At 70.1% G+C, this 9,156-nt stretch carries 9 protein-coding genes, 1 tRNA gene and 1 pseudogene; 3 read left to right on the plus strand and 8 right to left on the minus strand.

Annotated elements, in window-relative coordinates; all coding sequences use genetic code 11:
• Positions 1-250: hypothetical protein (locus RMO12_RS15425; RefSeq protein ID WP_309639947.1), on the minus strand; the 250-nt coding region annotated here is incomplete at its 3' end.
• Positions 251-533: 283 nt separating this feature from the next.
• Here RMO12_RS15425 and RMO12_RS15430 point away from each other — a divergent pair.
• Positions 534-908 (plus strand): annotated as a pseudogene (locus RMO12_RS15430) (transposase); the annotation flags it as partial.
• A 232-nt stretch (positions 909-1,140) separates the two neighbouring features.
• On the opposite strand, the gene RMO12_RS15435 reads toward RMO12_RS15430, so the two are convergent.
• From RMO12_RS15435 to hemC, 5 genes are all read right to left on the minus strand, one after another.
• Positions 1,141-1,217: transfer RNA gene (locus RMO12_RS15435), tRNA-Arg, on the minus strand.
• 40 nt (positions 1,218-1,257) lie between these two features.
• Positions 1,258-2,505 carry a heme biosynthesis HemY N-terminal domain-containing protein gene (locus tag RMO12_RS15440; protein WP_309625460.1) on the minus strand — a complete coding sequence of 416 codons (1,248 nt, stop codon included), beginning with the start codon at positions 2,503-2,505 and terminating at the stop codon, positions 1,258-1,260.
• Between the two features lie 14 nt (positions 2,506-2,519).
• Positions 2,520-3,674 carry a uroporphyrinogen-III C-methyltransferase gene (locus RMO12_RS15445; protein ID WP_309639948.1) on the minus strand — a complete coding sequence of 385 codons (1,155 nt, stop codon included), beginning with the start codon at positions 3,672-3,674 and terminating at the stop codon, positions 2,520-2,522.
• A gap of 13 nt (positions 3,675-3,687) precedes the next feature.
• A complete protein-coding gene (locus tag RMO12_RS15450) occupies positions 3,688-4,494 on the minus strand; it encodes a uroporphyrinogen-III synthase (RefSeq protein WP_309639949.1) in 807 nt (268 codons plus the stop codon).
• Between the two features lie 14 nt (positions 4,495-4,508).
• Complete coding sequence (gene hemC / locus RMO12_RS15455) at positions 4,509-5,471, minus strand: hydroxymethylbilane synthase (protein ID WP_309639950.1); 963 nt, start codon at positions 5,469-5,471, stop codon at positions 4,509-4,511.
• A 111-nt stretch (positions 5,472-5,582) separates the two neighbouring features.
• Between hemC and RMO12_RS15460 the strand changes: the two genes are divergently transcribed.
• The gene (locus RMO12_RS15460) at positions 5,583-5,708 is read left to right on the plus strand and encodes a hypothetical protein (protein ID WP_309639951.1); all 126 of its coding nucleotides are present in this window, start codon (positions 5,583-5,585) and stop codon (positions 5,706-5,708) included.
• 62 nt (positions 5,709-5,770) lie between these two features.
• Here the strand turns inward: RMO12_RS15460 and RMO12_RS15465 are convergent, their stop codons facing one another.
• Both RMO12_RS15465 and RMO12_RS15470 read right to left on the minus strand, forming a co-directional pair.
• The gene (locus RMO12_RS15465; protein WP_309639952.1) at positions 5,771-6,562 is read right to left on the minus strand and encodes a ZIP family metal transporter; all 792 of its coding nucleotides are present in this window, start codon (positions 6,560-6,562) and stop codon (positions 5,771-5,773) included.
• Positions 6,563-6,650: 88 nt separating this feature from the next.
• Positions 6,651-7,523 (minus strand): dienelactone hydrolase family protein, encoded by an 873-nt coding sequence (locus RMO12_RS15470; RefSeq protein WP_309639953.1) that lies wholly within the window; start codon positions 7,521-7,523, stop codon positions 6,651-6,653.
• Between the two features lie 111 nt (positions 7,524-7,634).
• Between RMO12_RS15470 and RMO12_RS15475 the strand changes: the two genes are divergently transcribed.
• Positions 7,635-9,156: Ppx/GppA phosphatase family protein (locus RMO12_RS15475; RefSeq protein WP_309639954.1), on the plus strand; the 1,522-nt coding region annotated here is incomplete at its 3' end.

Here is a 9,156-nt window from a genome sequence, read left to right on the forward strand (position 1 = left end):
TCCGGATTCGCGCGGCCTCCGCATGCTGGAAAACCTCGACGCCTTTGATCGAATCGGCATAGCGGAGTCGGCGTTCGTGCGCCTTGTCGACAGCTGCAGAGAGAGCGTTGGCAATGAGCTCTGTGACCATGCCTTCCTGCATCTCGACGACCTCGAATTGGTCGACGCTGCGCTCGATGGCGTGCACGACCACCAGCACCGCTTGCTGGTTTGCCGGCTGGCCAGTTGCATCATCATGGCCGGCGGTCACGTCTCGGACATCGAACACTCGATCTACGACCGCATGCTGCTTCGCTGGGGCTACACGCGTTCGAGCGTCGTGCAGGCCATCCTGGCCGCTCGAATCCATTGAAGACGGTCCCGCGGCATACGAATTCCCACCGACGACCACTCGTGCTCGGCCTGCCCTGGAATCGCATCGTTGAGGCCGACATCATCAGCGTGTTGTAGCGCCGAATCGAGCGCAGAGATTTAATTGTCGAAAGTGCCGATGCGCATCGGCGCAGGTCACGGCACGATCACTCTCCGATGCACTGCAGCAGTGGCTCGTCTCTCAGCGGCAGAAAGTGCCTGACGGGTCGGCCACAGCCAAGGCCATCTACTACAGCCTCAAACGGTGGCAGGCGCTGACGCGCTTCATCGACGACGGAGATCTGCCAGCGGACAACAACCGGGTGGAGAACCAGATCCGGCCGATTGCCATAGGACGTTCGAACTGGTTGTTCGCCGGTTCTCTGCGCGCCGGACAGCGAGCCGCAGCGATCATGAGCCTCGTGCACTCGGCGCAGACCAACGGGCACGAACACTATGCGTACCTGAAGGACGTGCTCGAGAGGTTGCCCACGCAACCTGCCAGTCGCATCGGTGAATTGCTGCCGCATCGCTGGCGGCCCACAGCAGCTAACTGATCCACCGGCCATCGGCAAGACGGGTTCGCTGCGCGCTTACGTACGTCGGGGCCATCTGCCCAGGCTATCGGGTCGCGGGCCAAATTGACGAGCGACTCGCTGATGCTTCAGGGCAACGCATCCCACCGCACACCAGTTGCGATGTAGGTTTTTTGTAGGCTTCCGAAGCCACCCGGAAAGACTAAATGGTTCACAGGTTAGCTCTCGCTTACCTGTGAACCATCGTGTTTTATGGTGCGGCTGGCAGGATTCGAACCCACGACCCCTTGGTTCGTAGCCAAGTACTCTATCCAACTGAGCTACAGCCGCATCAAGCCCGCCAGTTTACACGAGCCCCGCGGGGCCCCGGTCAGCCGATCAGGGCCGCAGCGCGAAAGCACTGCGAGGTGCGCGGCTCGTCGCGGTCGCGCTCGGCCATCGCGGCCAATTGCAACCAGGCTTGGCGCCGCGCCCAGGCCACCAGCGTCTCGTCTCGGCCCGCTTGCTCGAGCAACGAACGCGCCTTGCCCCAGAGCTGGCGCGCCACCAGCGCCTGGCCTGCGGCGAAGGCGAGCGCGCCCTCGCGCGGCAGGGCGAGCAAGGCGGCTTCGAGGCGAGGCAGCCATTCGGGACCGATGTCCTGCGTCATGCCCGCGAGCGTCACCGCGAGCACATCGCGTTCTTCGCGCGGCAACGCCGTGTAGCGCTCCCAGAGCGGGCGCAGCCAGTTGCGGCCCTCCTCGACTCCGCCCCTCGCGGCCAGGGCGCGCGCCGCGTGGGTGGCGACCACCACGTCGCGGCGGTCGGCAGCGTCGAACTCACGCCACACGCGCCGGAGTTGGTCGGCGTCGCGCGTGGCGTCGACCGCTTCGGTGGCGAGCGTGCGCACCAGGCCCTGCGCCGCGGCCGGTGAAAAGGCCTGGTGCTTGGCGAGCAGCCGCGCGGTCTTCAGCGCCTCCATTGGCTCGCGTGCCAGTCGCGTGGCCTGCAGCTTCATGCGCAGCGCCTGGGTGCGGCGCGCCACGCCGGGCGGCAACTCGGCCAGCAGTTCGAGCGTGCGTGGGGCGTCGCGGTCTTCGAGCGCCCATTCGGCAGCGAGCAGCCGTGCGCCCTCTTCCGCCGGTCGCGCCGAGGCGCTGCGACGCGCCAAGTCGCGTGCCAGCCGCAGTTGCTCGTCGCGCCGCGTGCGGTCTTGCAGTCGGTGCAGGCTGCCGGCCGCGAGCAGGAGGCCGAGCACGGTGAACTCACCGTCCTGGCGCAGCTCCGGGGTGTCGGCCTGGATGGCCACGGCACGCTGCGCCGCTTTGTGGGCACGGCCGTAGCGCCCACCGAAGTACTGCGACAGCGCTTCGCGCAGGGCGGCCTGCGCAATGCGATCGCGGCGCGACACGCGCCATTCGCGCGCACGCTGCGGCAAGCCCACCAGCGAGCTGATCGTGCCGACCAGGGCGTAGATCACCACGCACAGCACCACCAAGCCGACCAGGAACAGGTTGAACGAGACGTCGACTCGCCACGGCGCCCAATACAGGGTGACGAGGTTGTCGTTGCGACCGAGCACCGACGCGGCCACCACCGCTACCACGGCAAGCAGCAGCAGCCAGATCACGCTGCGCATTCGACGGCTCCCGCTCAGCGGCCGGCGGCCGCGGCCGTCAGCGCGGCCAGGGTGTCGTCGGGACGCGGCACGCCGGCCTGGCGGGCCTGCTGCGCCACGCTGCGCAGCAGTTCGGCAAGCAGTGCGGTCTTGCGCGCGCTGCGATCGAAGAAACCGTCAACCGTGTCGAGCGCGGTTTGCAGGTCGGTCTGTGCAATGTCGAACTGACGGCTGAGCAAGGCCAGGCGCGCATTGAGCAGCCTGAGCTTCAAGTTCTCGCGCAGGAAAAAACTCTGCTCGGGCGCCAGCAGCATGGCTTGCGGATGGTCAACCCGGCTCACGCGCAGCAGTTCGCGCGCTTCGAACCACACACCACGCCACCACCCGGTGACGCTCTCGGGCAGCCACTCGGGCAACAGGGCGGTCGACGCGGCCGATGTGCCCGGCGCAGCGCTTGCCGATGCTGCCCGTGGCGCGGTCGCGGGCGTGGGTGCGCGCGCCTGCGCGGCACGCGCGCTGCGCGTCTCGGGCCGGGGCGCCTCGAAGGCGAGCAGCGGTGCTTCATCGACCAGCCGCACGGCCTCGTCGAGCTTGATGGCCAGCGTGCCCAGCTCGGCCACGCCGGTGGCGCGCACGCGGTCGAGGTCGCGTGCGATGGCGCGTCGCACCGATTCGAGCCGCGGCTGGTTGACACGCGCCAGGCGCTCCTCGGCTTGCTTCAAGGCCGCGACCAGCGGCGCCGCACTGCCGGTGATGCCGGCTTGCTGCAGCGCGACGCGGATGCCGGCATCGATGTCGGCCACCAGGTTCTCGTCGCGTGAGCGCGACAGCGCCTGCATCAGCTCTTCGACCTGGCTGCGCTGCAGCGCCACCTCGGCCACGCGCGCCTCGAGCAGCGTGGCCTTGGCCACCGCTTCGCGCGACACGTCCTGCGCCTGCTTGGCGAGCAGCCGGGCCTCGGTGGACTCGCCGGCACTGTCTTGCTGGCGGCGCACCAGCTCTTGCTCGAGCGCGCTCACGCGTTGCGCGCCGCTCCATGCAACTGCCAGCGCGGCCACGCTCGTCAGCGCCAACAGCAGCCACAGGACGGCGCGCCAACGCATGGCGAGCACCGGCGCCGGCTGCGTCGGCAGGGGCGTCGCGACAGCGGTTTCGGGGGGCAGCGACGGGTCGCGCGAGGGCTCGTTCAAGGTGCGGCCGATTCTATCGAGCGGGGTCGTCGGCGGCCCGCAGCGCAGCGACGATCGCGGCCAGCGTCGGCGCGCTCTGCAGCACTCGACCAAAACCGGCGGCGCGCGCGCGCTCGGCGATGCGCGGATGCGTGGCCAGCGCGCACGTCGATGCCCAGCGCGGTGCAGCGCCGTCGGCCGCCGCCAGGGCCTCGAGCTGGTCGATCGCCGCGGAGCTGCTGAACAGCCACAAGTGTTGCGCGGGCGCGGCCAGCGCTGCCGCCCATTGCGCTCGTTGCCCGGCGTCCAGGTGCGGCGGGCAGCGACGGTAGGCGACCACGAATTCGACGCGCGCGCCGGCCATGCGCAGCGCCTGGGCAAACCACTCGCGGCCGCTGCCTTCAGGCTCGGTGCCGACACTGCCGCGCACCACCAGCACCGACGCGCCACGCCAGTCGCGCCGCGCGTGCAGTGCCACCCACAGGGCCTCGGAGTCGAAGCGCCCGGCCGCCAGTGGCGGCGCCACGATCGCAGCGTCGCCCACGCCGGCCTCACGCAACGCCGCGCTGCTGCCCGGCCCGGGCGCACCGGCCCACAGTGCCGGCGGCCAGGCGCAGCCGTCGGGCCGCTGCGCGAAGAACTGCGCCACCGCATTGGGACTCACGAACACCACGAGCGCGTGCGCGTCGAGGGAGCGCCACGCCGCCTGCAGCGCGCCCACGTCGGACGGCGGGCCGATGGCGATCAGCGGCAGCGCGGCCGCGTCGATACCGTGTTCACAGAGGCGCGCAACCCATTCCCGCGCCTGCGGCGCGGGGCGTGTGACGAGCACGCGCGGCATGCCGGACGCGTCGCCTAATGGGCGCGGAGCGCTGCCAGCAACGCGGCGCCGCCGCGCTCGTGCAATGCGTGAGCCGCGGCGCGACCGAGCGTCTCGGCCGCGGCCACGTCGGACACGGTCCCGACCAGCTCGGCCTTCACCAGCACTGCGGCCTCACCCGGCGCGCTGCCAAGCACCGCCCGCAGCAACAGCCGGTCGTTCGCCTGCCACTGCGCGTGCGCTGCCAACGGCATGCTGCAACTGCCGCCCAGTTCGCGCGAGACCGCTCGCTCGGCATGCGCCGCGAGCCAGCTCGGGGTGTGCGACAACGCAGTGAGCGCGGCCCACAACAGCGGGTGGCGCTCCCGCACGTCGGTGCGCACCTCGATGGCGAGTGCGCCCTGCCCGGCCGACGGCAGCATCGCCTCGAGCTCGAACACGCCGCGAATGCGTTCGCCCAGGCCCAGTCTCTCGAGGCCGGCGGCGGCCAGCACGATGGCGTCGTAGTGGCCTTCGTCGAGCTTGCGCAGGCGCGTGTCGAGGTTGCCGCGCAGCGGCTCGATGCGCAGGTCGGGCCGGCGCGCGCGCAACTGGCTCAGGCGCCGCAGGCTCGAGGTGCCGACCACGGCGCCCGGCGGCAGCGCGTCGAGGTCGGCATGGCTCGGCGACACCCACGCATCGCGCGGGTCTTCGCGCTCCAGCACCGCGGCGAGCATGAAGCCGCCCGGCAGGTCCATCGGCACGTCCTTGAGCGAATGCACCGCGAGCTGCGCCGCGCCGGTCTTGAGGGCGGCCTCCAGCTCCTTGACGAACAGCCCCTTGCCGCCCACCTTGCTGAGCGTGCGGTCGAGGATCTGGTCGCCGCGCGTGGTCATGCCGAGCAGCTCGACCGGTGCTTGCAGGCGCGCGCCGAGCAACGCACGCACATGCTCGGCCTGCCACAGCGCGAGGCGGCTTTCGCGGGTTGCGATGACCCAGCGCTTCACTGGCAAATTCATGCGGTCATGCTAGCAGTCGCTCACGCCGAGGCCGCTGGTCGGCAGTGCCGGCGCACTAGCATCACCACGCTTGCCGATTCGTTTGAATCCACACCGCCGCGAGACCTTCAAATGCCGATGCTCGGCCCGGACGAGATCGCCGGTTTTGCCACCAGCCCCGATGGCCGATTGCACGGCACGGTCTATGACTACCGCACGCTCGACGCTGAGAGCACTGAGCAGTCGTCGGATCGCTGAACAGGCCCCAGGCACGATCGACGCGACCGGCTCGGCCGACGTCCACGCGCTCGGTGCCTGCCTCAATGCGCGTGCCGCAGGCCTGCCACCAGCAGCGCCATCATGCCCAGCCCTGCCCCCAGCCACGCCAGTTGCGCGAGCGTGTCGCGCCATGCGAGCCGGCGCTGCAGTTGCGGAATGAGGTCGGCCATCGCCACGTAGATGAAGCTGCTCGACGCCACCACCAGCAGGTAAGGCAGCAGGCTCTCCCAGGGCGTCACGAGGTAGTAGCCCAGCACCCCGCCGAGCACGGCGGCCAGGCCCGAGAGGGCGTTGTAGGCGAGCGCCTTGCCGCGTGAGAAGCCGGCGTTGAGCAGCACGATGTAGTCGCCCACCTCCTGCGGAATCTCGTGCGCGATGACCGCCACCGACGTGGCCACGCCGAGCTTGGGGTCGGCCACGAAGGCCGCGGCGATCAGCACGCCGTCGCAAAAGTTGTGGAAGCTGTCGCCCACCAACACGCTCCAGCCGCCGCGCCCGGCCTGCTCGGCATCGAAGCCGTGGCCGTGGTGGTGGTGCGGGTCGTCGCCTTCGTGATGGTGGGTGTGGCGGTAGAGCTCGACCTTCTCGAGCAAGAAGAAAAACAGCACGCCCAGCAGCAAGGTGAGAAACAGCGACTGCGGCGAGGCGCCACCCTCGAAGGCCTCGGGCAGCAGGTTGAGCAGCGCCGTGCCGAGCAACACGCCGGCCGACAGGCTCACCAGGTGTCGCACCAACAGCGACAGCACCGACAAGGTGACGCCCGCGGCGATCACCACCGAGAGCACGCCGCCGGCCAGGGTCGCGAGCACGATCCACAACAGGGTCACCGACATAGGCTCTGGCCACTCACTCTCGCTCTGCGTTGCAGCACAAAAAAACCGCGCCGTGTGGGGCGCGGTTGTCATCTAAGCGTCGCTCGCTTCAGGCGACGCCGTTGGCCTTGAGCCAGGCCAGGCAGCGCTGCCAGCCGTCTTCAGCCGCCTCCTTGCGAAAGCTCGGTCGGTAGTCGGCATGAAAGGCGTGCGGCGCGTCGGCGTAGACCACGAACTCCGAGCGCCTGGCCGCCGCACTGCCCGACTTCAAGGCCGTCTTCATCTTATCGACCGTGTCAAGCGGGATGCCGCCGTCTTGTCCGCCGTACAGGCCCAGCACCGGCGCATGCAGGTCGCCGGCCAGCTCGACCGGGTGGCGCGGTGTGAGCGCACTGGCCTCGCCGACGAGCCGGCCGTACCAGGCCACGCCCGCCTTCAGCTTGGCGTTGTGCGCGCTGAAGAGCCAGGTGATGCGCCCGCCCCAGCAAAAACCGGTCACGCCGAGTCGAGTCGTATCGCCGCCGTTGGCCGCGGCCCAGGCGACGGTGGCGTCGAGGTCGCGCAGCACCTGCGCGTCGGGCACCTTGGAGATCACGTTGCTGATCAGCGTGGGGATGTCGGCGTAGGCCTTGGCATCGCCCTGGCGCAAGAACAGTTCGGGCGCGATCGCCAGGTAGCCCTGCTTGGCAAAGCGCCGCGCCACGTCGGCGATGTACTCGTGCACGCCGAACACTTCGCTCAGCACCAGCACCACCGGCAGCTTCTTCCCGGCCGCAGGCTGGGCACGGTAAGCGGGCATCTTGAAGTCGCCCACAGTGATCGTTACCGGCCCGGCATCAAGGCCATGGATGTCGGTGGTGAGGGTCTGCGCCGCCACCGGCAGCACCGCGGCGGCAAAGCCCGAGCCGATGGCGGTGGCGACAAAATCGCGGCGGCTGAAATCGCGCGTGGGGAGATGGCTTTCGAACTCCTGATCGAGCATCGTGCGTCTTTCGGTTCGGGTGGGATGGGGCGGACTGCAGCGATTCTAGGAACGCCGCGCAGCCCTTGCAGGCGTCCGGTTCGCGCACCGATTGCACGGACAATCACAACGATGCGATCAGCCCCTGCGTCCGACCTGCAAGAGAGCGCGCCATTGGCCGCCATCGACATCGGCTCCAACAGCTTTCGCCTCGAGATCGGCCAGTTGAGCCGCACGCGCTACAAGCGCATTGATTACCTCAAGGAAACCGTGCGCCTGGGCGGCGGCCTGGACGCCGACGGTCACCTCGGCGAAGAAGCCCAACTGCGCGGCCTGGCCTGCCTGGCGCGCTTTGCCGAGCGGCTGGCGGGCTTCAAGCCCGCGCAGGTGCGCGCGGTGGCGACGCAGACCCTGCGCGAAGCGAAGAACCGCGACGCCTTCCTGGCGCGCGCTCGCACCGTGCTCGGCCACCCGATCGAGGTGATTTCCGGGCGTGAGGAGGCGCGGCTCATCTACGCCGGCGTCGCCCGCCTGCAGCCGTCCGACCGGCCGCGGCTGGTGATCGACATCGGCGGGCGCTCCACCGAGATGATCCTCGGCCAGGGCCGCACCCCGCGCACCACGGAGAGCTTCCAGGTCGGCAGCGTCAGCCTCTCGATGCGCTACTTTGCAGACGGGCGCTTTACCGCCGAGGGCTTTCGGGCCGCGCAAATCGCCGCCGGCGCCGAGTTGGAAGAGGCGCTGCAACCATTTGCGCCGGGCCAGTGGGTCGAGGCGCTGGGCGCCTCGGGCACGGTGAGCGCCGTGTCGCAGTTGCTGGCGGCCAGCGGCATCACCGACGGCGCCATCACGCCGACCGGCCTGCGCTGGTGCATCGAGGCCTGCCTGGCTGCGGGCCACCAGGACGCGCTCGACCTGCCGGGCCTTAAGCCCGAGCGCCGTGCCGTGCTGGGCGGCGGCCTGTCGATCCTCTACACCCTGGCGCTGCAGTTCGGCATTGACGCGCTGCGGCCGGCGCGCGGCGCGCTGCGCCAGGGCGTGCTGTTCGACCTGGGCGAGCGGCTCGAAGCCATCCAGACGCCGTCACGACGCGGTGCGCACGACATCCGCGACACCTCGGTGCAGGAACTGCAGCGCCGCTTCGGCAGCGACCTGGCGCAGGCGGCACGCGTGCAGCGGCTGGCGCTGGCGCTGTACCGGCGCGTGGCGCCGCGCGCCAATGCGCTGACGCAGGCCGAAAACGTTCGCGAGCTGGATTGGGCGGCGGCACTGCACGAGATCGGCATGTCGGTGTCGCACCACGACCACCACCGCCACAGCGCCTATTTGCTGGCGCACGTCGACGCGCCGGGTTTTTCGCAAAGCCAGCAGCGCAGCGTCGCCGAACTGGTGCTCGGGCATCGCGGCAGCCTGCGCAAGCTCGACGCCACGCTCGAGCAGGAGGCGCGGCGCTGGCCGGTGCTGTGCCTGCGGCTGGCGACGCTGCTCTGCCATGCGCGCAGCGACACCGCGCCGCAGGTCGGCCGGCTCGAACGCACCGCCGAAGGCGCCCGGCTCACCCTCGACGCCGCCTGGGCCGCCGGCCATCCGCGCACCATGCACCTGCTGGGCGAAGAGGGGCGCGCCTGGGAGCGCTCGGGGCGGCTTTTGCTGC

The organism is Methylibium sp., assembly GCF_031393925.1.
Lineage (GTDB): Bacteria > Pseudomonadota > Gammaproteobacteria > Burkholderiales > Burkholderiaceae_C > Methylibium.

What these genes read in the sequence shown, in the direction of transcription:
- RMO12_RS15440 (WP_309625460.1), bottom strand. Translation starts at nt 2,505, where the DNA reads ATGCGCAGCGTGATCTGGCTGCTGCTGCTTGCCGTGGTAGCGGTGGTG.
- RMO12_RS15450 (WP_309639949.1), bottom strand. Translation starts at nt 4,494, where the DNA reads ATGCCGCGCGTGCTCGTCACACGCCCCGCGCCGCAGGCGCGGGAATGG.
- hemC (WP_309639950.1), bottom strand. Translation starts at nt 5,471, where the DNA reads ATGAATTTGCCAGTGAAGCGCTGGGTCATCGCAACCCGCGAAAGCCGC.
- RMO12_RS15460 (WP_309639951.1), top strand. Translation starts at nt 5,583, where the DNA reads ATGCCGATGCTCGGCCCGGACGAGATCGCCGGTTTTGCCACCAGCCCC.
- RMO12_RS15465 (WP_309639952.1), bottom strand. Translation starts at nt 6,562, where the DNA reads ATGTCGGTGACCCTGTTGTGGATCGTGCTCGCGACCCTGGCCGGCGGC.
- RMO12_RS15470 (WP_309639953.1), bottom strand. Translation starts at nt 7,523, where the DNA reads ATGCTCGATCAGGAGTTCGAAAGCCATCTCCCCACGCGCGATTTCAGC.